The sequence below is a fragment of the Streptomyces albireticuli genome (genome assembly GCF_002192455.1).
Lineage (GTDB): Bacteria > Actinomycetota > Actinomycetes > Streptomycetales > Streptomycetaceae > Streptomyces > Streptomyces albireticuli_B.
In genome coordinates this window covers 5,496,658-5,520,012 of the sequence record NZ_CP021744.1, presented here as the reverse complement: position 1 = coordinate 5,520,012, position 23,355 = coordinate 5,496,658, and the positions used below count along the sequence as shown (strand labels likewise).

At 73.0% G+C, this 23,355-nt stretch carries 18 protein-coding genes; 9 read left to right on the top strand and 9 right to left on the bottom strand.

Annotation, left to right across the window (positions count from 1 at the left end):
* Nucleotides 1-12: 12 nt before the first annotated feature.
* The 4 genes from SMD11_RS23870 to SMD11_RS23855 all read right to left on the bottom strand — a co-directional run bounded on the left by SMD11_RS23870 (nucleotide 13) and on the right by SMD11_RS23855 (nucleotide 7,286).
* On the bottom strand, nucleotides 13-3,114 hold the full coding sequence (locus tag SMD11_RS23870) for a bifunctional [glutamine synthetase] adenylyltransferase/[glutamine synthetase]-adenylyl-L-tyrosine phosphorylase (protein WP_087928382.1): 3,102 nt from the start codon (nucleotides 3,112-3,114) through the stop codon (nucleotides 13-15).
* A 156-nt stretch (nucleotides 3,115-3,270) separates the two neighbouring features.
* A complete protein-coding gene (gene glnA / locus SMD11_RS23865; RefSeq protein WP_087928381.1) occupies nucleotides 3,271-4,632 on the bottom strand; it encodes a type I glutamate--ammonia ligase in 1,362 nt (453 codons plus the stop codon).
* 125 nt (nucleotides 4,633-4,757) lie between these two features.
* Nucleotides 4,758-5,630 (bottom strand): alpha/beta fold hydrolase, encoded by an 873-nt coding sequence (locus SMD11_RS23860; protein ID WP_087930698.1) that lies wholly within the window; start codon nucleotides 5,628-5,630, stop codon nucleotides 4,758-4,760.
* Nucleotides 5,631-5,813: 183 nt separating this feature from the next.
* Nucleotides 5,814-7,286, bottom strand: a complete 1,473-nt coding sequence (locus SMD11_RS23855) for an APC family permease (RefSeq protein ID WP_087928380.1) — start codon at nucleotides 7,284-7,286, stop codon at nucleotides 5,814-5,816.
* A gap of 145 nt (nucleotides 7,287-7,431) precedes the next feature.
* On the opposite strand from SMD11_RS23855, the gene SMD11_RS23850 reads away from it, so the two are divergent.
* From SMD11_RS23850 to SMD11_RS23825, 6 genes are all read left to right on the top strand, one after another.
* On the top strand, nucleotides 7,432-8,184 hold the full coding sequence (locus tag SMD11_RS23850; RefSeq protein ID WP_087928379.1) for a hypothetical protein: 753 nt from the start codon (nucleotides 7,432-7,434) through the stop codon (nucleotides 8,182-8,184).
* A gap of 112 nt (nucleotides 8,185-8,296) precedes the next feature.
* Entirely contained in the window at nucleotides 8,297-9,895 is a 1,599-nt protein-coding gene (locus SMD11_RS23845) for a multicopper oxidase family protein (protein WP_087928378.1), read from the top strand.
* 178 nt (nucleotides 9,896-10,073) lie between these two features.
* Entirely contained in the window at nucleotides 10,074-11,825 is a 1,752-nt protein-coding gene (locus tag SMD11_RS23840; protein WP_199843937.1) for an NAD+ synthase, read from the top strand.
* A 144-nt stretch (nucleotides 11,826-11,969) separates the two neighbouring features.
* Nucleotides 11,970-12,443 carry a hypothetical protein gene (locus tag SMD11_RS23835; RefSeq protein ID WP_234366149.1) on the top strand — a complete coding sequence of 158 codons (474 nt, stop codon included), beginning with the start codon at nucleotides 11,970-11,972 and terminating at the stop codon, nucleotides 12,441-12,443.
* Between the two features lie 79 nt (nucleotides 12,444-12,522).
* Nucleotides 12,523-14,118 (top strand): S1 family peptidase, encoded by a 1,596-nt coding sequence (locus tag SMD11_RS23830; protein ID WP_087928376.1) that lies wholly within the window; start codon nucleotides 12,523-12,525, stop codon nucleotides 14,116-14,118.
* 108 nt (nucleotides 14,119-14,226) lie between these two features.
* Nucleotides 14,227-14,931 carry a DsbA family oxidoreductase gene (locus SMD11_RS23825; RefSeq protein ID WP_087928375.1) on the top strand — a complete coding sequence of 235 codons (705 nt, stop codon included), beginning with the start codon at nucleotides 14,227-14,229 and terminating at the stop codon, nucleotides 14,929-14,931.
* Between the two features lie 14 nt (nucleotides 14,932-14,945).
* Here SMD11_RS23825 and SMD11_RS23820 read toward each other — a convergent pair whose 3' ends face one another.
* From SMD11_RS23820 to SMD11_RS23800, 5 genes are all read right to left on the bottom strand, one after another.
* The gene (locus tag SMD11_RS23820; RefSeq protein ID WP_087928374.1) at nucleotides 14,946-15,164 is read right to left on the bottom strand and encodes a DUF2277 domain-containing protein; all 219 of its coding nucleotides are present in this window, start codon (nucleotides 15,162-15,164) and stop codon (nucleotides 14,946-14,948) included.
* A gap of 25 nt (nucleotides 15,165-15,189) precedes the next feature.
* Nucleotides 15,190-16,410 (bottom strand): MFS transporter, encoded by a 1,221-nt coding sequence (locus tag SMD11_RS23815; RefSeq protein WP_087928373.1) that lies wholly within the window; start codon nucleotides 16,408-16,410, stop codon nucleotides 15,190-15,192.
* 318 nt (nucleotides 16,411-16,728) lie between these two features.
* Nucleotides 16,729-17,670, bottom strand: a complete 942-nt coding sequence (locus tag SMD11_RS23810) for an endonuclease/exonuclease/phosphatase family protein (RefSeq protein ID WP_418952533.1) — start codon at nucleotides 17,668-17,670, stop codon at nucleotides 16,729-16,731.
* 293 nt (nucleotides 17,671-17,963) lie between these two features.
* Nucleotides 17,964-18,686 carry a TetR/AcrR family transcriptional regulator gene (locus SMD11_RS23805; protein WP_087928371.1) on the bottom strand — a complete coding sequence of 241 codons (723 nt, stop codon included), beginning with the start codon at nucleotides 18,684-18,686 and terminating at the stop codon, nucleotides 17,964-17,966.
* Nucleotides 18,683-20,284 (bottom strand): MFS transporter, encoded by a 1,602-nt coding sequence (locus tag SMD11_RS23800; protein WP_087928370.1) that lies wholly within the window; start codon nucleotides 20,282-20,284, stop codon nucleotides 18,683-18,685. Before SMD11_RS23800 ends, SMD11_RS23805 begins: the two co-directional genes overlap by 4 nt.
* A gap of 225 nt (nucleotides 20,285-20,509) precedes the next feature.
* Between SMD11_RS23800 and panB the strand changes: the two genes are divergently transcribed.
* The 3 genes from panB (at nucleotide 20,510) to SMD11_RS23785 (ending at nucleotide 23,352) form a co-directional block, all read left to right on the top strand.
* A complete protein-coding gene (panB, locus tag SMD11_RS23795; RefSeq protein ID WP_087928369.1) occupies nucleotides 20,510-21,388 on the top strand; it encodes a 3-methyl-2-oxobutanoate hydroxymethyltransferase in 879 nt (292 codons plus the stop codon).
* 108 nt (nucleotides 21,389-21,496) lie between these two features.
* A complete protein-coding gene (locus SMD11_RS23790) occupies nucleotides 21,497-22,531 on the top strand; it encodes an ATP-binding cassette domain-containing protein (protein ID WP_087928368.1) in 1,035 nt (344 codons plus the stop codon).
* Nucleotides 22,528-23,352 carry an ABC transporter permease gene (locus tag SMD11_RS23785; RefSeq protein WP_087928367.1) on the top strand — a complete coding sequence of 275 codons (825 nt, stop codon included), beginning with the start codon at nucleotides 22,528-22,530 and terminating at the stop codon, nucleotides 23,350-23,352. The genes SMD11_RS23790 and SMD11_RS23785 overlap by 4 nt, the downstream gene beginning before the upstream one ends.
* Nucleotides 23,353-23,355: the final 3 nt, after the last annotated feature.

The window sequence follows — 23,355 nt, the reverse complement described above, 5'->3', positions numbered from 1 at the left end:
CCCGGGAAGCGCTCACGCCCCGTAGAACAGCTCCTCCACCACGGCGCGGGCACGCCGCGTCGTCCGGCGGTAGTCGTCCAGCATCTCCCCCACGTGCCCCGGTTCGTACCCCAGGTACCGCCCCACCGCCGCCAGCTCCCGGCTCTCGGTCGGGAAGGTGTCGCCGGAGCGGCCGCGCACGAGCATGACCGCGTTGCGGACGCTGGTCGCCAGCACCCACGCATCGTCCAGTATGGCCGCGTCCTCGGTGCTCAGCAGCTCGGCGGCGTGGGCGGCGCGCAGGGCCTCGCGGGTGCGGGTGGTGCGCAGGCCGGGCTCGGCCCAGCCGTGCCGCATCTGGAGCAGCTGTACGGTCCACTCGACGTCGGACAGGCCGCCGCGGCCCAGCTTGGTGTGGGTCGTCGGGTCCGCGCCGCGCGGCAGCCGCTCGCTCTCCATGCGGGCCTTCAGCCGCCTGATCTCCCGGACCGCGTCCTCGCCGAGGCCCTCGGCGGGGTAGCGCAGCGGGTCGACCAGCTCCATGAAGCGCAGGCCGAGGTCGGCGTCGCCCGCGACGGGCCTCGCGCGCAGCAGCGCCTGGCTCTCCCACACCAGCGACCAGCGCCGGTAGTAGGCGGCGTAGGAGGCGAGGCTGCGCACGATGGGGCCGGACTTGCCCTCGGGGCGCAGGTCGGCGTCGATGAGCAGCGGCGGGTCGGTGGTGGGCAGTTGCAGCAGCCGGCGCATCTCGGTGGCGACGGCGAACGCGGCCTTGGCCGCCTCCTCCTCGGGGACGCCCTCGCGGGGCTCGTGGACGAAGAGGACGTCGGCGTCGGAGCCGTAGCCCTGCTCGTGGCCGCCGAAGCGGCCCATGCCGATGACGGCGAAGCGGGTGGGGAGGGTGTCGCCCCACTCGGCGCGGACGGCGGCGCGCAGGGCGCCGGCCACGGCGGCCGCGTTGAGGTCGGAGACGGCGTCGCCGACGGTGTCGACGCGCAGGTGGGTGTCGCTGGGCCCGGTGTCGGCCGGGTGTCTCGCGGTGGCGCCGTGGGTGCCGTTGGTGCCGTTCTGCCGCCAGGAGGGTTCGGGGCCGGTGCGCCCGTAGGCGCCGATGATGTCGGCGGCGGCGGTGCGGAACAGCTCGCGGCGGCGCACACCGCGCACGGCGACGATGGCGGCCTCGGCGTCCTCGGCGCGGCCCACGGCGGCCAGCACCTCCTGCTCCAGGGCCTCCCGGCCGCGCGGCCGCAGGCCCTCGGGGTCACCGAGCAGGGCGACGGCCTCGGGGGCGCGCAGCAGCAGGTCGGGGGCGAGCCGGCCGGCGGAGAGCACCCGGGCGAGGTTCTCGGCGGCGGCGCCCTCGTCGCGCAGCAGCCGGAGGTACCAGGGGGTCCTGCCGAGGGCGTCGGAGACCTTGTGGAAGTTGAGCAGCCCGGCGTCGGGGTCGGCGGAGTCGGCGAACCAGCCGAGCAGGACGGGCAGCAGGGTGCGCTGGATGGCCGCCTTGCGGGAGACCCCGGAGGCGAGCGCCTCCAGGTGGCGCAGGGCGGCGGCGGGGTCGGCGTAGCCGAGGGCCTCCAGGCGCTGGCCGGCCGCCTTGGCGCTGAGCCGGGCCTCGCCGGGCTCCAGTTGGGCGACGGCGTCGAGCAGGGGCCGGTAGAAGAGCTTCTCGTGCAGCCGGCGCACCTCGCGGGCGTGCCGCTTCCACTCCTTGCCGAGCCCGTCGACGGGCTCGGTGCCGGCCGGCCACCGGAAGGCGCGGGCCAGCGAGCGCCCGAGCCGGCGCCGGTCGGCCTCGGCCTCGGGCATCAGGTGGGTGCGGCGCAGCCGGTGGAGCTGGATGTGGTGCTCCAGCGTGCGCAGGAAGCGGTAGGCGGAGTCGAGGGCGGCGGCGTCGGAGCGGCCCACGTAGCCGCCGGCGGCGAGCGCGGCCAGGGCGTCGAGGGTGCCGCCGCCGCGCAGCGTGGCGTCGCTGCGGCCGTGCACCAACTGGAGGAGCTGCACGGCGAATTCGACGTCGCGCAGGCCGCCGGGGCCGAGCTTGAGCTCGCGCTCGACCTGGGTGGCGGGGATGGAGGCGACGACGCGGCGGCGCATCTGCTGGACGTCGGGGACGAAGTTCTCCCGCTCGGCGGCCTGCCACACCAGCGGTGAGACGGCGTCCACGTAGGCCTGTCCGAGCGCCTCGTCGCCGGCGACCGGCCGGGCCTTGAGGAGGGCCTGGAACTCCCAGGTCTTCGCCCAGCGTTGGTAGTAGGCGAGGTGGCTGGAGAGGGTGCGCACGAGGGGGCCGTTGCGCCCCTCGGGGCGGAGGTTGGCGTCGACGGGCCAGATGGTGCCCTCGGGGGTGACGTCGGAGCAGACCCGCATCATCCGGGAGGCGAGCCGGGTCGCGGCCCGCACCGCGTCGGCCTCCGGCGTGCTGTCGCGCGGCTCGGCGACGAAGACGACGTCGACGTCCGAGACGTAATTGAGCTCCCTGCCACCGCACTTGCCCATGCCGATGACGGCGAGCCGGCAGAGCGCGGCGTCCTCCGGCTGCTCCTCGGCGGCGATCGCCAGGGCGGCGCGGAGGGTGGCGGTCGCCAGGTCGGCGAGCTCGGCGGCGGTCTGGGCGACCTCCGTGGTGCCGCAGACGTCGCGGGCGGCGATGGTCAGCAGACAGCGGCGGTAGGCGGCCCGCAGCGCGTCGGCGGGCGTGAGCCCGGCGCCCCGGTCGCCGCGCAGCCCCTCGGCGAGGGCCCGCTCGAACTCCGGTACGGCGGGGTGCAGATCGGCCGGCTCGTAGGCGACGAGGGCGTACCAGTCGCCGGGGTGGCGGACGAGGTGGTCGCCGAGCGCCTCGGAGGCGCCGAGGACGCCGAGCAACCGGTCGCGCAGCGGCTTGGCGGTGACGAGGGTGTCCAGGAACGTCTGCCGGTCGGCGCCGCCCAGCGCTTCCACGAGGCGGACCAGGCCGCGCAGGGCGAGGTCCGGGTCGGCGGTGGCGCCGAGGGCGTCGAGGAGCAGCGGATCGGAGTGCACGGGCGCGAGCCCGGGGGTCTCCAGCAGCCGCTCGGCGGCCCCGGTGTCGGTGAATCCGTGGCGCAGCAGCCGGGTGTACGAGCTGCTGCGGCGCCCCTGTGGCACTGTCATCGACAACCCTCTCGTCCGCCGCGGGCGGCCCGGGCCGGCCCGCGCCGGCCCTGCTGAGGATCATAGCCCCGGGCCTCCGGAAGCGGACGGGCGGCGGAAGCCGCCCGTCCGGCGGCCGAGGAAGTCCGGGAGGGGGCGGTACGGAGGGAATCCCCCTTACAGCACCGGCAGCATCTTCCGCAGCTCGAAGGCCGTCACCTCGGAGCGGTACTCCTCCCACTCCTGCTTCTTGTTGCGCAGGAAGAAGTCGAAGACGTGCTCGCCCAGCGTCTCGGCCACCAGCTCGCTGCGCTCCATGAGCTCGATCGCCTCGCCCAGGTTCTGCGGCAGCGGCTCGATGCCCATCGCGCGCCGCTCGGCGTCGGACAGCGCCCACACGTCGTCGTCGGCGCCGGCCGGAAGCTCGTAGCCCTCCTCGATGCCCTTGAGACCGGCGGCGAGCAGCACCGCGTAGGTCAGGTAGGGGTTGGCGCCGGAGTCGATGGAGCGGACCTCGACCCGGGCGGAGCCGGTCTTGCCGGGCTTGTACATCGGGACGCGGATGAGCGCGGAGCGGTTGTTGTGGCCCCAGCAGATGTACGAGGGGGCCTCGCCGCCCGCGCCGGCGCTGCGGGCCGAGCCGCCCCAGATGCGCTTGTAGGAGTTGACCCACTGGTTGGTCACGGCCGAGATCTCGGCGGCGTGCTTGAGCAGGCCCGCGATGAAGGACCGGCCGACCTTGGAGAGCTGGTACTCCGCGCCGGACTCGTAGAAGGCGTTCCGGTCGCCCTCGAAGAGGGAGAGGTGGGTGTGCATCCCGGAGCCGGGGTATTCGGAGAACGGCTTGGGCATGAAGGTGGCCTGCACGCCCTGCTCCAGGGCGACCTGCTTCATCACCAGGCGGAAGGTCATGATGTTGTCCGCCGTGGACAGCGCGTCGGCGTAGCGGAGGTCGATCTCCTGCTGGCCGGGGGCGCCCTCGTGGTGGCTGAACTCGACCGAGATGCCCATGGATTCGAGCATGGTGATGGCCTGGCGGCGGAAGTCCATGCCCACGTTCTGCGGGGTGTGGTCGAAATAGCCGGAGGAGTCGGCGGGCACCGGGCGGGTGCCGTCGACCGGCTTGTCCTTGAGGAGGAAGAACTCGATCTCGGGGTGGGTGTAGAAGGTGAAGCCGAGGTCGGAGGTCTTGGCCAGGATGCGCTTGAGGACGTAGCGCGGGTCGGCGTAGGAGGGCGAGCCGTCCGGCATGAGGATGTCGCAGAACATCCGGGCGGTGCCGGGGGCCTCCGCGCGCCAGGGCAGGATCTGGAAGGTGCCCGGGTCCGGCTTGGCGATCATGTCGGACTCGTACACCCGGGCGAAGCCCTCGATGGCGGAGCCGTCGAAGCCGATGCCCTCGTCGAAGGCCTGCTCCAGCTCGGCCGGGGCGACGGCGACGGACTTCAGATAGCCGAGGACGTCGGTGAACCACAGCCGTACGAACCGGATGTCGCGCTCTTCGAGCGTGCGGAGCACGAACTCCTGCTGCTTATCCATATCTACCTATCCTTGCAGGTCGGACGGCTCGTATCAGCGGCTGTGGGCGGGTGCCGGGCCTTGAGTATCGCGTTCTCGGGTTACCGCGGGGTTTCCAGCGGAACCCCTTCACGGGTGCATCGTACTTATGCCCGGATAGGGGGCGTGGCCAGCACGGCCGCCGCGATCGCCTGCGGACGGTCGTACATCAGCAGGTGGCCGGCGGGTGCCACGGCCTCGAAGCGGCCGTCGAGGCGGTCGGCGAGGGCGCGCTGCCGCTCCAGCCAGCGGCGCTCCAGCGTGGAGCCGGTGCCGGGCGAGGCCGCGAGGACGCTCACCGGGACCGGCGGCATCGGGTGATGCTCGCGCAGGTCCAGCAGCTCGGCGGCGACGTCGCGGTAACGGGCGTTCTCCATGAGCAGGGCACGCATCACCCGTCCGGTGCCGTACGTGCGGCGCAGGAGGTCGGCCGAGGCCGGGTCCTGGCGGCTCACGGAGGAGGCGCGGACGGCCAGCCGGCGCAGGGACGGGCCGAGGGCGCGGGGCAGGCCGGCGGCGGCGAGCACCAGGCCGCGGGCGTGCGCCGCGCTGGTGCGCAGCTCGCGCGCGGGCGCGGGCCGGGGCTCCTCCTCCACGCTGCCGTCGACGAGCACGATGCCCGCCGTGCGCCCGGGGTGCAGCCGGGCGAAGGCCTCGGCGTGGAATCCGGCGAGGGAGTGACCCACGACCGTGACGGGCTCCTTCACCCCGAGGGCGTCGAGGACGCCCGCTATCCGGGCGGCCTCCCCCGCCGCGGTGGGCGGTTCCACGGCCGGTGCGCTGAAGCCCAGGCCGGGGCGGTCGAAGCGGACGACGGTGCGGTGGGGCGTGAGCAGCGGCACCACCGGCTCCCAGTCGAACCAGCCCATGCCGAGGCCCGCGCTCAGCACGCAGACCGGGCCCTCGCCCTCGCACACGACGTGCAGCGGTACGCCGCCCACGCGCAGCATGTGCCCGGGTGGTCGCGTCTCTTCGGCCATGCTCTCCACACCGTCCCCCTCAGTGGTCCGTCCGGTCGCCGCCGCGCCCGGACGGGCGACGGTAGCGGAAGAGGGACCCTGCTGCCTGACCGGCCTGAGCGCGACCAGACGACCGTACCGGCGTGCGCCGGGGGCTCGTGCCACACCCCCGGCGCACCCTTGTCCGTAGCGGTGCGGGCGCGGTCAGTCGCCCGCCGCGGCCGTCCGGTGTTCCGGCGCCACCCAGTGCGGCTTGCGGAACTTCAGCAGGGCGAGCGGCGTGAGGAAGCCGATGACCAGCAGGCCGCCGCCCACGGTCAGCAGATAGCGCCAGAGCGGGCCGCCGCCGAACTGCTCCGGCGGCACGAAGCCGATGCACATCGCCGCGAGCGAGGCGGCGAAGCCGGCGCCCGCGACGAGCCGCACGGCCGGCACCCGGAAGCCGCGCGGCCGGCCGGGCTGGGTGGTGCGCAGCCGGACGACGGCGGCGAACATCAGCAGGTAGACGACGAGGTAGATCTGGGTGGTGATCACCGAGAAGATCCAGTACGCGCTGGAGACGTCCGGCAGGAAGGCGTAGAGGAGCGCGATGAGCGTGGTGAGCGCGCCCTGCGCGACCATGATGTTGCGCGGCACGCCCCTCTTGTTGAGCTTCTGGAGGACCGGCGGCAGATAGCCCTCCTGCCGGGCGACCATCAGCAGCCCCTTGGAGGGGCCCGCCAGCCAGGCCAGCATCCCGCCGAGCGCGGCGGCGACGAGCAGCACGCCGACGACCTTGGTCAGCCAGCCCACGCCGAAGTGGTCGAAGAAGCCCTGGAACGCCTGCATCACGCCGGCGGTCAGGCTCAGGTCCTCGCCCGGCATCACCCAGCTGATGGCCAGCGCCGGCAGGATGAAGATCAGCAGGACGAGTCCGGTCGCGGCGAAGACGGAGCGCGGGAACTGCTTGCCCGGCTCGCGCAGCGAGGACACGTGGACGCCGTTCATCTCCATGCCCGCGTAGGACAGGAAGTTGTTGACGATCAGCACGAGGCTGGCCAGCCCGGTCCACGGCGGCAGCGCGTGGCCCGCGTCCATGGGCGCGGCGGAGGCGTTGCCCTGGCCGAGGAAGACCATGCCGAGGACGACGAGCACCACGCCCGGGATCAGTGTGCCGATCACCAGTCCGGCGCCGGCGAGCCCGGCGACCGCCTTCGTTCCGCGCGAGGAGATCAGCACGCCCGCCCAGTAGATGACGACGATCACGACGGCGACGTAGACACCGTTGTCGGCGAGCCTCGGGTCGATCACGTATGCGAAGGTGCTCGCCACGTAGGCCAGCAGGCTCGGGTAGTAGGCGATCGTCATCGCGAACTGGCACCAGACGGCCAGGAAGCCCAGCGGCTTGGAGGACAGTCCCTCGCTCACCCAGCGGTAGACGCCCCCGGTCCAGCCGGAGGCGAGCTCGGCGGAGACGAGCGCGGTCGGCAGCAGGAAGACGACGGCCGGCACGAGGTAGAGGAAGACGGCGGCGAGGCCGTAGAGCGCCATGGACGGGGAAGGGCGCAGGTTCGCGACGGACGCGGTGGTCATCATCGCGAGGGTCACCCACGAGATGAACTGCGTCTGGGTGGCGCCCGGGATGGCGGCGCCCGTGGCGAGGGGACGTTCGTCCCTCACCTGTTCCGTGATGGTCATGGGAGGGGGAGCGTCCTTCGGGCCGAGCGTTCGAGCTGTTTTCCTCCCAATGATCCCACCCCCGGGCGCCTGGAGAGGAATACCCCGAGGGGGTAAGGTGCGAGGGAATGACGTGGCCCGGAGGGGCCGGAGGGGTTGGGGTGACGTGGCAGGACAGCGGAGGGTGGTCGCGTGGTGCGGCCGTCTGCTGCTGTTCACGGCGCTCCTGCTGGGCATCGTGACGATGCACACACTCGGCCATCCGTCGTCGGGCGGGCACGGGGGCGGGGCGCGGGCCGGCGCGGAGGCCGGGGCCGGACGGCACACGGCCGCGGGCCTTGCCGGCGATCACGCGGGCGGTTTCGCCGCGGTCGCGTCCGCGGGGGCGGCCGCCCACCCGGCCGTACCGGTGAGCGCTTTTCCGGCCGTACCGCCGGCCGCGCCCGGCGGCCCGGCCGGTCCGGGCGGTCACTCGGCTGTCCCGGCTGAGCGCGCGGCTGCTCCCGGCGCCCACCCGGCCGTACCCGGCGACCATTCGCGCCGGACGGCGGACGCCGCGGCGCGGGTGGCCGGGCCGACTGTGGGGAGCGCGAAGCTCTCGGCCGTGGCCGAGGACCGGGGTCCCGGGCGGAGCGCCGGGACCGGGGAGGCGCGGGTGGCGGAAGAGGCCGCCCGCCCGCACGGCGGCGCCCACGCCACCGACCCCGTCCACCACACCGGCATGGACCCCATGTCCGTCTGCCTCGCCGTGCTCGGCGCCGCGCTCCTGACGCTCGTCCTCCTCCTCACGGCCGCCGCCCTCCGCCGCCGCGCGGCGGCCCGGCCCGCCACCGCCCGCGCCCGTCTGCGGGCCCTGTGGCCGATACCTCCCCCGCCACGGCACAAGTCCCTCGCCCGGTTGTCGGTGCTGCGCGTATAGCGACGCGCCCCGGCCGTGCGCCCGTACGTCCCGTACGCGCGCACGGCGGTACGCGATCGCTCCCGTCCGTACGCGGACGTCCGCACACCCGACACCACGAGGTGCACTTCCCATGCGCACGACTTCCCGCCGCGCCGTCCTCGGCGCGGGACTCGCCGTCGCCGGCGGCGGCCTGCTCACCGCCTGCTCCCAGGACTCCCCGGGCTCCGCCGACGCCAAGACGCCCACCGCCCCGCCCACCGACTACGTCTCCCCGGACGGCAAGGAGGTGGCCGCCGCCGAGGCGAAGCGCGGCACGGGCCCCGTCCGCGACGTCCGGCTGACGGCCACCCGTACCCGCGTCGACCTGGGCGGCGGACGTTCCGTCGACACGTGGGCGTACGGCGACCGGCTGCCCGGCCAGGAGGTCCGGGTCACGGCGGGCGACACCCTCGCCCTCACCCTCGCCAACCACCTGCCCGAGGCCACCTCCCTGCACTGGCACGGGCTGGCCCTGCGCAACGACATGGACGGCGTGCCCGGCCTCACCCAGCCCGCGGTCAAGCCCGGCGCGTCGCACGACTACCGCTTCACGCTCGCGCACCCCGGCACGTACTGGTTCCACCCGCACTCGGGGGTCCAGCAGGACCGGGGGCTGTACGCGCCGCTGATCGTGGAGGACCCGAGGGAGCCGCTGAAGTACGACAAGGAGTGGGTCGTCGTCCTGGACGACTGGGTGGACGGGGTGGACGGCAGCACGCCGGACGCGGTGCTGGCGGAACTCGGCCGGGGCATGGGCGGGATGGACCACGGCGGCGGGGGCGGTGGCATGGACCACGGTGGCGGCCACGACATGAGCGGTCACGGCATGGGCGCCGCGCCGAAGCCCTCGGCTTCCTCCGGCCCGTCGCGCATGCTGATGGGGGCGACGAGCCCCCTCCTCGGTGGTGACGCGGGCGACGTCGCGTACCCCCACTACCTGGTCAACGGGCGGACGGCGGCCGACCCCGAGACGTTCCGGGCCAAGGCCGGCGACCGGATCCGGATCCGCTTCGTCAACGCGGGCGGTGACACGGCCTTCCGCGTCGCGCTCGGCGACCACCGTATGACGGTCACGCACACCGACGGCTTCCCCGTCGCGCACGCGGAGACGGACGCGCTGCTGCTGGGCATGGGCGAGCGCTACGACGTGCTGGTCGAGGCGAAGGACGGCGTCTTCCCGCTGACCGCGCTGGCCGAGGGCAAGAAGGCGTCGGCGCTGGCGCTGCTGCGCACCGCCGACAGGGCGGCGCCCGACGCGTCCGTACGCCCCCGCGAGCTCGACGGCAGGCTCCTGACCGCGGACCGCCTGAAGGCGGACGCGAGCGTGCGCCTGAAGGACCGCCGCCCGGACCGCACGCTGACCTTCGCGCTCACGGGCTCGATGGAGAAGTACGACTGGGCGATCAACGGCCGGAAGTACACGGCGTCGCAGCGCTACCCGGTGGCGGCGGGTGAGCGGGTGCGGATGGCGTTCGTGAACCGCACGACGATGTGGCACCCGATGCACCTGCACGGGCACACGTTCGCGCTGCCGGGCGGCGGGGCGCGGAAGGACACGGCGGTGGTGCTGCCGGGGAAACGGCTGGAGGTGGAGTTCGACGCGGACAACCCCGGGCTGTGGATGCTCCACTGTCACAACGTGTACCACGCGGAGTCGGGGATGATGACGGTGCTGGGGTACCGCAAGTAGAGCCGTCCGGCGTTCGAGGACCGGGGCCCGGGGCGGAGCCCCGGTCACGGGAAGGGGCGGGGCCGGGGAAGAAGCCCGGCGCGGCGGCACCCCGCCCCCGCCCACCCGCACCCAGGACCCGCCCGGACCCCCGTGCCGCACCCCCCATCGCGTCAGTCAGACGATTAGACTGGCGCCCGTGGCACAACTTCGGCTCGCCCTGAACCAGATCGACTCCTGCGTCGGCGACCTCGCCGGGAACGCCGAGGCGATCGTCCACTGGACCAGACGCTCGGCGGAGCGCGGCGCCCACCTGGCCGCGTTCCCCGAGATGGCCCTGACCGGCTACCCCGTCGAGGACCTCGCGCTGCGCTCGTCGTTCGTCGAGGCGAGCCGCGCCGCGCTGGCCGGGCTCGCCGGACGGCTCGCGGCCGAGGGGCTCGGCGAACTACCCGTGCTCGTCGGCTATCTCGACCGCAGCGAGGGCGGCACCCGCCTCGGCCAGCCGGCCGGCGCGCCGCGCAACGCCGCGGCGGTGCTGCACCGCGGCGCGGTGGCGCTGAGCTTCGCCAAGCACCACCTGCCGAACTACGGCGTCTTCGACGAGTTCCGGTACTTCGTGCCCGGTGACACGCTGCCCGTCGTGCGGGTACGCGGCGTCGACGTGGCGCTCGCCATCTGCGAGGACCTGTGGCAGGAGGGCGGCCGGGTACCCGCCGCCCGCTCCGCCGGGGCCGGGCTGCTGCTGTCGGTCAACGCCTCGCCGTACGAGCGCGAGAAGGACGACACCCGTCTGGAGCTGGTCCGCACGCGCGCCCGGCAGGCGGGCTGCACGACCGCGTACCTCGCGATGACCGGCGGCCAGGACGAGCTGGTCTTCGACGGCGACACGATCGTCGTCGACCGCGACGGCGAGGTCCTCACGCGCGCCGCGCAGTTCGAGGAGACGTGCGTCCTGATCGACCTCGACCTGCCGGCCGCGCCCGCCGAGCCGCCGTCCGGGGTCGTCGACGACGGCCTGCGCGTCGACCACGTCACCCTCTCGGCCGATCCGCTCCCGGCGTACGAGCCGGCGGCGCACCCCGCCCCGGCGCCGCACCTCAGCGACGCCGAGGAGGTCTACAAGGCCCTGGTCACGGGCCTGCGCGCGTACGTCGCCAAGAACAATTTCCGCAGCGTGCTGATCGGGCTCTCCGGTGGCATCGACTCCGCGCTCGTCGCCGCGCTCGCGTGCGACGCGGTCGGCGCGGAGAACGTGTACGGCGTGGCCATGCCGTCGCGCTACTCCTCCGAGCACTCCCTGGGCGACGCCGAGGAACTCGCCCGGCGCACCGGCCTGAACCTCCGCACGGTCCCCATCGCGCCGATGTTCGACGCGTACATGGGCGCGCTGGGCCTGACCGGCCTCGCCGAGGAGAACCTCCAGTCGCGGCTGCGCGGCACGATGCTGATGGCGATCTCCAACCAGGAAGGCCACATCGTGCTCGCCCCGGGCAACAAGTCCGAGCTGGCGTGCGGCTATTCGACGCTCTACGGCGACTCGGTCGGCGCGTACGGCCCGATCAAGGACGTCTACAAGACACTGATCTTCCGCCTCGCGAAGTGGCGCAACGCGGACGCGGCCGCCCGCGGCGAGACCCCGCCGATCCCGGAGAACTCGATCACCAAGCCCCCGAGCGCGGAACTCCGCCCGGGCCAGGTGGACACCGACTCCCTCCCGGACTACGACGTCCTGGACCGGATCCTGGAGCTGTACGTCGACCGCGACCGCGGCCACGCGGAGATCATCGCGGCGGGCTTCGACCCGGAGCTGGTCACGCGCGTCCTGCGGCTGGTGGACACGGCGGAGTACAAGCGCCGCCAGTACCCGCCGGGCACGAAGATCTCGGCGAAGGGCTTCGGCAAGGACCGGCGCCTGCCGATCACGAACCGCTGGCGGGAGAAGGGCTGAGCGGTCGACTGTACGAAAAGGCCGGTGGGACCCGCGCGTCTGCGGGCCCCACCGGCCTTTTCGCGTACGGAATATTCGAACAGCCGAGATCGAACTGCGTGATAGCTTGCTGGTCTGACTTTTCCGATTCCGGGGGGATTTCACGTGTTTTCTCGTGCGCGCACACTTCTGATCGCCGGTACCGGCGCCGCGGCCGTCGTCCTGGGCACGGCCGCGCCCGGCGTCGCGGCGGGTGACGACACGACCCTGCCGTCCGCCGTGGAGACCTTCGAGTACCCGGGCGCCGCGAAGATCTTCAAGGAGCGGGGCATCAAGCTCGAGCGCGGCGACGGGCACATCCTGTTCGCCGACTGCGAGGTCTCCGAGGACATCGTCGTCTACACCAAGCCGACAGCCGGACCCAACAGGGGCAAGTACTGCTTCAGGGTCACCGGGAGCGGCAAGAAGGGCTACCTCGCCCTCGACCTTCCCGACGCGATCGGCGTCGGCGCCAACAAGTACGACGTGTGGGCCTCCGTCACAGGCAGTGGCTTCGTCGAGGTGCCGAAGAACAAGTTCAAGACCGTCGGCGAATCCGCCACGGGCAAGCCCGGCTCGCTGCTCGCGCTCCAGGTCTGACGTACATCACGACGTCCGCCTTTCCCCAACGCTTCATGACCCGGGCCCGGCCGCACGACGGGCCCTGGAGGAGAACACCATGTCTGCCATCCGTCCGCGCGCCGCGTGGATGACCGGGATCCTCGCGTCCGCCGTCGCGGCGAGCCTGCTGACCGGCGTCCCGGCGCACGCGGTCGTCGGCGAAGAGGCCGCCGACGGCGCCTACGCCTTCACCGCCCAGCTCGACATCGACGAGGGCGCGCGCGGCTGCTCGGCCGCTCTCGTCGAGCAGGAGTGGCTGGTCACCGCGGCCAGTTGCTTCGCCGACGACCCGGCGAAGAGCTTCAAGATCTCCGCCGGCACCCCGAAGCGGAAGACGACCGCCACGATCGGCCGCACGGACCTCTCGGGCAAGGGCGGCGGCGTGGTCGACGTCGTCGAACTCGTCCCGCGCGAGGACCGTGACCTGGTGATGGCACGACTGGCGCGGCCGGTCACCGGCGTCAAGCCCGCCCACCTCAACTTCGACACCATACTCCCGGGCGAACACCTGCGGGTGGCCGGCTACGGCCGCACCAAGGACGAGTGGGTCCCCGACCGCCTGCACTCCGCCGGGTTCGACGTCGAGTCGGCCAAGGGCGGTACGGTGCGCCTCAAGGGCAGGTCCGCCGACGCCGCCGCGTGCCAGGGGGACACGGGCGGCCCCGTGTTCAAGGACCTCAGCGGCCACTACGAGCTGGTCGGCATCACCAGCACCTCCGGCCAGGCGGGCTGCTTCGGCACGGACGGGTCCGAGACCCGCCGGGGCGTGCAGGCGGCCCGCGTGGACGACATCGCGGGGTGGATCCAGGCCACCGCCTCCCGCGGCGTCCTGTCCCGGGCGGACTGGAAGAACGCCGTCCATGTCGTCTCGGGCAACTTCACCCGGGGCATCAAGCACAGCGACCGCTCGGACGTGTTCGTCGTCTGGGCCGACGGCTCGGCCAGCATCTTCCGCGGCGCCGACCACACCGACGACAAGTACCCCTTCATGGCGGAGTACAAGGTCGCGGCCAAGGGGAGCTACTGGAAGGACGCCGCGGCCGTCACCGGCACCCGGGTCACCGACGCCGCCTCCAGCGGCAGCGCGACGGACGGGCTCACCGTCCGCTGGAAGAGCGGCAAGCTGTCGACGTTCACGCACGTCGACACGTACGGCTTCTTCGAGGAGAAGACCCTCGCCTACAGCGGCAGCTGGAAGAACGCCCGTCTCATCACGGCCGGTCGCCACACCGCCAACAAGCTGCGTGACGACCTGGTCGTTCTCTGGGCGGACGGCTCGACGTCCATGTACTCCGACACCGGGGTCAACGGCGTCGCCAAGGAGACCCAGCTGACCAAGGCGGACAAGGCCTGGACCGAGGCCGCGCAGATCAGCTCCGCCGAGTTCACCGGTGGCGGGACCGCCGACCTCGTCGTCAGCTGGAAGAGCGGCAAGGCGGAACTCTTCGCCGGCCTCGACACGGACGGCTTCCACGGAAGCACCGTCCTGCGCAAGGCGGGCTCGGCCTGGCGGTACGCCACGACCCTGACGCCCGGCGTCTTCGGCGGCCGCTACCCCGGCGACCTCCTGGTCCGCTGGGCCGACGGCAACCTGAGCTACTACTCCGACGTGGACACCTCCGGCACCCACGCCGAGGTCCAGCTCGTCGGCTGACCGGCGCACCGCAGGACAAGCACACGGCGGCGGCCACGGGGAATTCCCCCGTGGCCGTCGTCGTTGGCATTGCTTGACAGTTCAAGCAACTCTAGGAGTGACGGCGCAGTGAAGGTCGAGATCTACAGCGATATCGCCTGCCCGTGGTGCCACGTCGGCAAGAACCGCTTCGAGCGGGCCCTGGCCGCGTTCCCGGGTGCCGAGGGTGTCGAGGTGGTCTACCGGCCGTTCCAGCTCGACCCCGGGGCGCCGGAGAAGCCGCTGCCGCACCGGGAGGTGCTGGCGGAGAAGTACGGTCCGCAGTCCGTCGCCATGGACGACCGGATCACCGCGATCGGCGAGGCCGAGGGGCTCACGTTCGACTTCGACACGGTCGTCGAGAACAACTCGCTGCTCGCCCACCGGCTGCTGCGCTTCGTCCTCGGCGCGTACGGCCCGGCGGCCCAGGCGCGGCTCAAGGGGCGGCTGCTGGAGGCCCACTTCGGGGAGGGGCTCGACATCGGTGACGCCGGGCAGCTCGCGGACGCGGCCGTGGCCGTCGGCCTGGAGCGGGAGCCGGTCGCCGCGTTCCTCGGCGGGGACGACCTGCGCGACGAGGTCCTCGCCGAGATCGACGAGGGCCGCCGGCGCGGCGTGACCGCGGTGCCGACGTTCGTCTTCGAGGGGCAGTGGGCCGTCCAGGGCGGCCAGGACACGGAGACGTTCCTGCGCGTCCTGGAGCAGGTCGCCGAGGCGACCGGTGCCGCCGCGCCGGAGGCCGGGGAGTCCTGCGCGGACGGTGCCTGCGAGGTCCCGGCCACCGGCCGGGGCTGACCAGCGGCGCGGCCTCACGCCTTCGCGGCGCCGCGCACCTCCAGCCCCGCGAGGAGCTCCCGCGTGGCCTGCGCGACCGCGTCGACGGCCTCCTCGAACACGGCCTGGTTGTGCGCGGCCGGGTGGTGGAAGCCGGACACCTTCCGTACGTACTGCAAGGCGGCCGCCGTGATGTCCGCGTCCTCGACGTCGGGCGTCATGGGCGGCCGCAGCGTCTTGATACTGCGGCACATGCCTCCAGTGTGCCGCCGTACGGCGTCAGCGCACGCTCTCCCGCTCCGCCGCGGCACCGTCCGCCGCGGTCTCGCCCCTCGCGACCACCGTCGACGGGGCCCCCGGCGCGCGGTCCAGCATCCCCGCCGCCACCGCTATGGCCAGGCCCGTCACCACCAGCACGGCGCCGACCAGCGTGGGGGACGTCCAGCCCCAGCCCGCGGCGATCGCCACGCCGCCCAGCCACGCGCCGCCCGCGTTCGCGAGGTTGAACGCCGAGTGGTTGGAGGCGGCGGCCAGCGTCGGGGCGTGCCGGGCCTTGTTCATCACCAGCATCTGGAGCGGGGTGCTGGTCATGGAGCCCGCCGCGCCGAGCAGGACGACCGTGACCAGCGCCGCCCACTTCACATGGACCGTGAAGTCGAAGAGCACCAGCACCGCCGCGAGGCCCGCCAGCGAGCCGTAGAGGGTGGGGCGCAGCGCCCGGTCGGTCAGCGGGCCCGCGACGAGGATGCCGAGCGTCATGCCGATGCCGAAGAGGGCCAGGACGAAGGTGACCGAGGTCTCGGAGAAGCCCGTGACCTCCGTGGCCATGGAGGCCAGGTAGCTGTAGACGGCGAAGACGCCCGCGAAGCCGAAGACGGCCGCGAGCAGGCCGAGCAGGACCTGCCGGCTGCCGAGGGCGCGCAGCTCGCGGCCGAGGCCGCCGCCCTCCTCGCGCGGGAGCTGCGGGATCAGCGCGGCGAGCGCCGCCATGGCCACGAGGCCGATGACGGTCACCACGAGGAAGGTCGCGCGCCAGCCGAGGTGCTGGCCGAGGAGCGTGGCCGTGGGGACGCCGACGATGTTGGCGACGGTGAGGCCCAGGAACATCATCGCGACCGCACGGGCCTGCCGGCCCTCGGCCACCAGCCGGGTGGCGACCACCGAGCCGACGCCGAAGAACGCGCCGTGCGGCAGCCCGGCCAGCACCCGGCCCGCGACGAGCGTGCCGAAGGACGGGGCCAGGGCCGAGGCGAGGTTCCCGATCACGAAGACGCCCATGAGCAGGATCAGCATGCGCTTGCGCGGGACGCGCGAGCCCAGCGCGGTGAGCAGCGGGGCGCCCGCGACGACGCCGAGGGCGTAGGCGGAGACCAGGTAGCCGGCGGTGGGGACGGAGGTCCCCAGGTCGTCGGCGACGTTGGGCAGCAGGCCCATCATCACGAACTCGGTCGTTCCGATGCCGAAGGCGGAGACGGCGAGCGCGAGCAGCGCCAGGGGCATGGGAGGACCTTCCGGAAGGATGCGGGGGAGCCTTCCAGGCTACGGGGTGGGGCTCGGGGGCCCGTCCGGGGGCGGGTGCCTGCCGCTGCGCGGGGCTTTTCCCCACCCCGCCCCTTCCCGGATGTCCTCAAGCTCCCCCAGCTACCGCTGGGAGGTGCCCCCGGACGGGCTGATTTCAGCCCGTCCGGCGCTTGAGGACACCGCGCGGAGCGCGGAAAGGGGGCCCGGGGGCGAAGCCGCCGGTTGCGGGAAGGGGAGGGGAGGGGAGGGGAGGGGAGGGGAAAGGCCCGCCGCAGGCGCACCCCGCACCCGCACCCCTCAGATCTTGACCCGCGCCGCCACCGGCAGGTGGTCGCTGCCCGTGTCCGGCAGGGTCCAGGCCGAGACCGGCTCCATGCCGCGCACCATGATCTGGTCGATGCGGGCCATCGGGAAGCTCGCCGGCCAGCTGAAGCCGAAGCCGTCGCCCGCCGCGCCCTGGGCGGAGCGCAACTGCGAGGTGATGGGGGCCAGCGAGCGGTCGTTCATGGTGCCGTTGAGGTCGCCGAGGAGGATGACCTTCTTCTCGGGCTCCCGGGCGATGGCCCGGCCGAGGGCCTCGGCGCTGCTGTCGCGCTGCCCGGCGGTGAAGCCCGCGTTGAACTTCACACGGACCGAGGGCAGGTGCGCGACGTAGACGGCGACCGGGCCCTGCGGGGTCTTGACGGTGGCGCGGAGGGCGCGGGTCCAGCCCATGCGGATGTCGACGGGCTGGGCCAGCTGGAGCGGGTACTTGCTCCATATGCCGACCGTGCCCTGCACGGAGTGGTGCTTGTACGTGCTCGCGAGGGCCCGCTCGTACGTCGGCACGGCGGAGGGCTTGAGCTCCTCCAGGGCCACGACGTCGGCTCCGGAGGCCGCGACGTCCTTGGCCGTGCGCTCGGGGTTCGGGTTCTCGGCGTTCACGTTGTGGGTGGCGACGGTGAAGTTGCCGCCCTTGGCGGACTTGTCGCCGAGCAGGCCGCCGAAGAGGTTCGTCCAGACGACGATCGGCAGCAGCAGCGCGACCAGCGCGGTGGCCGAGCGGCGCAGCACGGCGAGGACGAGCAGGACCGGGATGCCGAGGCCGAGCCAGGGCAGGAAGGTCTCCGTGAGGCTGCCGAGGTTGCCGACCTTGTTGGGCAGGTGGGTGTGGAGCAGCATCAGCAGGCCGAGCAGTGCCGCCAGGACGGCGAGGACCACGCCCCGCCGCCAGACGTCGCGGCCCCGCCACTGGTCCATGAGGCGCCGGGCCCGGGAGCCGGCCCGCTCCGGACCCGTCCCGTCTCGGCCCGTCTCCTGCATGTACGCCTGCGCCATCGCTGTCCTCACTGCCTTGTCCGCTGCGGCCCCGCGCACCGACGATAGGTGATCATCAGCGCCCGGGGCGTTCCGGCCGCCCCGGGTGGGGCGTCGGTCTGGAGGACGACCGTCCGGGCGGCCGGGGTTCCGGGGGGCACGGCCGGGGGGCGTGCTGTGACACAACGGGCATATTCGGGAGCGGACGGGCCGGCGGCAGCGGCGGGCGGGCGCGGTCAGCCCGGCGGCCGGGGACGTACGCCCTCCAGGACCGCGTCGACGATCTGCTCGGCGAGGCCCTCGGAGAGCTCCTTCCACTCGTGGAGCATGGCGCGGGAGAGCATCGGGGCGACGAAGAGGTCGGCGAGCAGCTCCACGTCCAGGTCGGCGCGGACCTCGCCGCTCGCCATGCCCCGCCGCAGCACCGCGTAGACGGCCTCGCGGCGGGCCGTGACGACCGTCTCGTGGTACTCCTTCCAGAGCTTGGGGTGGGACTGGACCTGGGTGACGACGGTGCGCAGCACGGCGGACGAGCGCTTGGCCAGGCCGCGCCTGCGGAGGAACTCCAGCATGGTGACGAGGTCGTCGCGGACGGAGCCGCCGGTGGGCTCGGGGCCCGTGTCGTCGAGGGAGCGCAGCACGTCGAGCATCAGCTCCTCCTTGCCGGCCCAGCGCCGGTAGAGGGTGGCCTTGCCGACGCCCGCCTCGCGGGCGAGGCGTTCCATCGACAGGTCGCCGATGGTGACGCCCTCCTCCAGGAGGCGTAGGACGGTCTCGATCACGGTGGTGTCGACGGCGGCGTTGCGCGGACGGCCGCGTCCTGCGGCCGCCGCCCGCCCGGCGGGTTCCGCGGCCGGCTCCCGGGCGGCGGCCGGGCCCGTACCCGGCGTCGCGGGACCCTCGCCCGTACCCGCCGGCTCCCGGGCGGGGGCGGCCGCGGACCGCGCCGGGCCCGTCACGCGCCCGCCTCCGCCTGCTCCCGCTCGGCCTCCGGGCGCGGTGCGGCGCCGGCCGGCGCGCCGCGGCCGGGCAGGAAGAGGGCCACGACGGCGGCGCCGAGCAGCGCGACGCCCGTGGCGCCGATGACGGTGATGTGCATGGCGTGGATGAAGGCGTCGTTGGCCGGGGCGACGAGGGCCTTGCCGGCCGGGCCGAGCTTCTCGGCGAGGCCGAGGGTCGCCTCGATGGACTCGCCGGCGGCGTGCCGCGCGGAGTCGGTGAGGCCGGGGACGGCGTCCAGTTCGTCGCCGATGCCGTTCCGGTAGGTGGTGGAGAGCACCGAGCCGAGGACGGCGACCCCGAGCGCGCCGCCGACCTGGCGGAAGGTGTTGTTCACGGCGGAGCCGGAACCGGCCTTCTCCCGCGGCAGCGACTGCATGATCGACACGGTGGCGGGCGGCATGATGTGGGCCATCGCGGTGCCCTGGACGAAGAAGAGCACTTCGAGGACCCAGATCGGGGTGTCCGTGTCGAGGAGCAGGAAGCCGGCGGTGCTGGCGGCGACCAGGACCATGCCGACGGCGCAGACGGCGCGGGCGCCGAACCGGTCGACGACGAGCCGGGCCCTCGGCGCGAAGATCATCTGGGCGGCGGCGAGCGGCAGGAGCAGCAGGCCGCTCTGGAGCGGGGTGCAGCCGCGCACGCTCTGGGTGTAGAAGACGATGAAGAACGTCGTGCCCATCAGCGCGAAGAAGACCAGCGCGATGGAGGAGACGGCCGCCGAGAAGGCGGGGTTCCGGAAGTAGCGCACGTCGATGGCGGGGTGGGCGCTGCGCCGCTCGTGGAGCACGAAGAGCAGCAGGATCAGCAGGCCGCCGACGGCGGGGCCGAAGACCTCGGGCTCGGTGAAGTCGGCGAGCTGGCCGCCCTTGATGATGCCGTAGACGAGCAGGACGAGACCGGCCACGGAGAGCAGCACGCCGAGGGGGTCGAGGCGGCCGGGGTTCGGGTCCTTGGAGTCGGGGACGAGCAGCACCATGGCGATCAGCCCGATGATCACGATCGGCACGTTGACGAGGAAGACCGAGCCCCACCAGAAGTGGTCGAGCAGGACGCCGCCGGTGATCGGCCCGATGGCGATGGCGAGGCCGACCGCGCCGGCCCAGATGCCGATGGCCTTGGGCTGCTCCTCGCGCTCGAAGACGTTCATGATGATGGCGAGGGTGGCGGGCATGACGAACGCGCCGCCGAAGCCCATCACGGCCCGGAAGGCGATCAGCTCGCCGGACGAGCCGGCGAGGGCGGACAGCACCGAGCCGATGCCGAACACCACCATGCCGAAGAGCAGCACCTTCTTCCGGCCGAGCCGGTCGCCGAGCAGGCCCGCGGTGAAGAGGATCCCGGCGAAGACGAGCGTGTAGGAGTTGATCGCCCACTCCAGCTCGCTCTGGGTGGCGCCGAGGCCGGTGGGGGCGGGCGAGGCGATCGTCTTCATCGCCACGTTGAGGATCGAGTTGTCCAGGACCACGATCAGCAGGCTGAACAGCAGCACGGTGAGGATGGCCCAGCGTCTGCGGTGGACGGACTCGGGAACCCGGCGGCCGGCCGGGACGACTATCTCCGAGGGGTCCGGGGCGCCTGCGGTCGAGCCCGACCCGGGCCCGGGGGAACGGTTGACATGCCCACCAGAGTAGACCTTTCCGATACGGAACCGTCTCGTATTGGAAAGTCTTTACGAAAGACGAAAGGCCGCCCTGGTCCGGCCGCGCGGGGCGTGTCAGCATGGGAGGTGATCCGGGGACGCCGTCAGGGCGCCTCGAGACGAACCACAGGAGCGACCGCCATGACGCATGCCTTGAACAAGCCCGACAGCAGCCCCGCCGCGAGCGACGCGAGCAAGGCGCTGTACGGGGGCACGAGTTCCCGGCGCATCACCGTCCGCGACATCGCCGCCGCCAAGGCACGCGGCGAGAAGTGGCCCATGCTCACCGCCTACGACGCGATGACCGCCTCCGTCTTCGACCAGGCCGGCATCCCCGTCCTCCTCGTCGGCGACTCCATGGGCAACTGTCACCTCGGCTACGACTCCACCGTGCCCGTCACGATGGACGAGATCGCCATCCTCTCCGCCGCGGTCGTCCGCGGCACCAAGCGCGCCCTGATCGTCGCCGATCTGCCCTTCGGCTCGTACCAGGAGGGCGCCGTCCAGGCCCTGCGCAACGCCACCCGGCTGATCAAGGAGACCGGCGCCGGCGCGGTCAAGCTGGAGGGCGGCGAGCGCTCCGCCGACCAGATCCGGCTGCTGGTGGAGGCCGGCATCCCGGTCATGGCCCACATCGGCCTCACCCCGCAGTCGGTCAACGCCTTCGGCGGCTACCCGGTGCAGGGCCGCGGCGAGGAGGCCGCGCAGCAGCTGCTGCGCGACGCCAAGGCCGTGCAGGACGCGGGCGCCTTCGCCGTCGTCCTGGAGGTCGTGCCGGCCGAGCTGGCCGCCGAGGTCACCCGCGTCCTGCACATCCCGACCGTGGGCATCGGCGCGGGCGCCGAGTGCGACGCCCAGGTGCTGGTGTGGACCGACATGGCCGGCATGACGCCGGGCCGCCTGCCGCGCTTCGTCAAGCAGTACGCGCAGGTGCGCGAGGTCCTCGGCGACGCCGCCAAGGCCTTCGCCGAGGAGGTCGTCGGCGGGGTCTACCCGGCGGAGGAGCACTCCTTCCACTAGGGGTCCGCCGCATACCCCCCTGGCCGGCCGGCGTCCCGCCCCGGGCCGTCGGCCGGCTGTCGGCGGCCTATAGGCGGGTTGTCAGTGGCGGCTGGCACTGTGGGGGTCATGAAGCGAAACGACATCTCACGGGGGGCGGGCAGCGGCGGTAACGCCGTCGAAGTCCGCGGCCTCGTCAAGCACTTCGGAGAGACCAAGGCGCTCGACGGCGTCGATCTCGACGTGCGCGAGGGCACGGTCCTCGGTGTGCTCGGGCCCAACGGCGCCGGCAAGACCACCCTCGTGCGCTGCCTGTCCACCCTGCTCCGGCCGGACGCGGGCACCGCCCGCGTCGCGGGGTACGACGTGATGGCACAGCCCCGGCAGCTGCGCCGCGTGATCGGCCTGACCGGCCAGTACGCCTCGGTGGACGAGAAGCTGTCCGGCTTCGAGAACCTGTACATGATCGGCCGGCTGCTGGACCTCTCCCGCAAGGACGCCCGCCGCCGCGGCGAGGAGATGCTGGAGCGCTTCTCCCTCACCGAGGCCGCCAAGCGCCCCGCCGGGCAGTACTCCGGCGGCATGCGCCGCCGGCTGGACCTCGCCGCCTCCATGATCGGCCGGCCCGCCGTGCTGTATCTGGACGAGCCCACCACCGGCCTCGACCCCCGCACCCGCAACGAGGTGTGGCAGGAGGTCCAGCGGATGGTCTCCGAAGGCTCCACCGTCCTCCTCACCACGCAGTACATGGAGGAGGCCGAGCAGCTGGCCCAGGAGCTGACGGTCATCGACCGCGGCCGGGTCATCGCGGGCGGCCGGGTCGACGAGCTGAAGGCGAAGGTCGGCGGGCGCACCCTCCAGATCCGCCCGGCCGACCCGGGCGAGCTGGCCCGGATGGTCGGCGCGCTGGCCCAGGCCGGGCTGGACGGCATCGCCGGCGCCACGGCCGACGAGGCCGAGGGCGTCGTCAACGTCCCCATCGTCAGCGACGAGCAGCTGACCGCCGTGGTCGGCCTGCTGGGCTCGCGCGGCTTCGCGATCTCCGGCATCTCCACCCACCTGCCCAGCCTCGACGAGGTCTTCCTCGCCGTCACCGGACAGAAGGCGTCCGTCCCGCAGCAGGACGGCGCCGGCACCGACGCACTCCAGGAGGTCGCCGCATGAGCGCGGCAACGGTCAGCGCGCCCGCGGCGGCGCCGGTCCGCGAGGGCCGCATCGGCCTGCGGGCCAATCTGCGGCACATCGGCGCCCTCGCGCGCCGCAACATGCTCCAGATCAAGGCGGACCCGGAGTCGATGTTCGACGCCGTGATCATGCCGATCATCTTCATCCTGCTCTTCACCTACGTCTTCGGCGGCTCGATGGCCGGCAAGGGCCAGGAGCAGGCGTACCTCAACTACCTGGTGCCCGGCCTGATGGCCATGCAGGGCATGAACATCGCCATGGCCGTCGGCACCGGCGTCAACGACGACTTCAAGAAGGGGGTGATGGACCGCTTCCGCACCATGCCGATATCCCGGTCCTCCGTCCTCATCGCGAAGATCGTGGTCGAGGTCGGCCGGATGCTCGTCGCCACCACCATCCTGCTCGGCATGGGCTTCGCCCTCGGCCTGTCCATCACGACCACCCCGTTGCACCTGCTGGCCGCGGTCGCCCTGTCCATGGTGTTCGGCGCCTCGCTGATGTGGGTCTTCATCCTGCTCGGCCTGTCCCTGAAGACCCCGCAGGCCGTCCAGGGCATGGCGATGATCATCCTGATGCCGCTCCAGTTCGGCAGCTCGATCTTCGCGCCGACGGCCAAGATGCCCGGCTGGCTGGAGGGCTTCACGAAGTACAACCCGCTGTCCAACCTCGCCGACGCCTCCCGCAACCTGATGCGCGGCGGGCCCCTCGCCCACTCGGTGTGGATGACGCTGGCCTGGGCCGTGGCGATCACGGTGGTGACGGCACCGCTCGCGGTCTCGAAGTTCCGCAGCAAGACCTGAGCC

Excerpts from the sequence above, each read along its gene's own strand:
- SMD11_RS23860 (WP_087930698.1), bottom strand. The coding sequence starts at position 5,630 with ATGGCCGAAGAGACGCGACCACCCGGGCACATGCTGCGCGTGGGCGGC.
- SMD11_RS23820 (WP_087928374.1), bottom strand. The coding sequence starts at position 15,164 with ATGTGCCGCAGTATCAAGACGCTGCGGCCGCCCATGACGCCCGACGTC.
- SMD11_RS23870 (WP_087928382.1), bottom strand. The coding sequence starts at position 3,114 with ATGACAGTGCCACAGGGGCGCCGCAGCAGCTCGTACACCCGGCTGCTG.
- SMD11_RS23830 (WP_087928376.1), top strand. The coding sequence starts at position 12,523 with ATGTCTGCCATCCGTCCGCGCGCCGCGTGGATGACCGGGATCCTCGCG.
- SMD11_RS23810 (WP_418952533.1), bottom strand. The coding sequence starts at position 17,670 with ATGGACCAGTGGCGGGGCCGCGACGTCTGGCGGCGGGGCGTGGTCCTC.
- SMD11_RS23815 (WP_087928373.1), bottom strand. The coding sequence starts at position 16,410 with ATGCCCCTGGCGCTGCTCGCGCTCGCCGTCTCCGCCTTCGGCATCGGA.
- SMD11_RS23845 (WP_087928378.1), top strand. The coding sequence starts at position 8,297 with ATGCGCACGACTTCCCGCCGCGCCGTCCTCGGCGCGGGACTCGCCGTC.
- SMD11_RS23790 (WP_087928368.1), top strand. The coding sequence starts at position 21,497 with ATGAAGCGAAACGACATCTCACGGGGGGCGGGCAGCGGCGGTAACGCC.
- glnA (WP_087928381.1), bottom strand. The coding sequence starts at position 4,632 with ATGGATAAGCAGCAGGAGTTCGTGCTCCGCACGCTCGAAGAGCGCGAC.
- SMD11_RS23855 (WP_087928380.1), bottom strand. The coding sequence starts at position 7,286 with ATGACCATCACGGAACAGGTGAGGGACGAACGTCCCCTCGCCACGGGC.
- SMD11_RS23785 (WP_087928367.1), top strand. The coding sequence starts at position 22,528 with ATGAGCGCGGCAACGGTCAGCGCGCCCGCGGCGGCGCCGGTCCGCGAG.
- panB (WP_087928369.1), top strand. The coding sequence starts at position 20,510 with ATGACGCATGCCTTGAACAAGCCCGACAGCAGCCCCGCCGCGAGCGAC.